1 protein-coding gene is annotated in these 266 nt (G+C 32.0%); it reads right to left on the reverse strand.

Going from position 1 to position 266, the window contains the following annotated elements; all coding sequences use genetic code 11:
* On the reverse strand, positions 1-203 hold a 203-nt coding region (locus tag AACQ14_RS24380), incomplete at its 3' end, for a hypothetical protein (RefSeq protein WP_339366120.1).
* Positions 204-266 lie beyond the last annotated feature (63 nt).

Below are 266 nucleotides of genomic sequence, written 5' to 3' on the forward strand. Positions count from 1 at the left end.
ACACTTTGTTCTATTAGGTCTTTGATAACTAATATATTTGTATCATCTATAATTTTAAATTCTATTCCAAAGCTACTTAGTTTTGTGCTCTCGGGTATTATAGCAGGTGGATTAATCGTTCTATTTGATAGTTGATCTAATTTGTCGATTATGTATTCCCAAGGTTCTTTAGACTTAACATTTTCTTCTTGTAACAATTTCATTCTTCCAACTCCACGAGTTATGGGATTGTCTACTTCTTACTCAATGTACCGCAAGAAGTAGAC

Origin of the sequence: Vallitalea maricola (assembly GCF_036985595.1) — a bacterium.
Taxonomy (GTDB): Bacteria; Bacillota; Clostridia; order Lachnospirales; family Vallitaleaceae; genus Vallitalea; species Vallitalea maricola.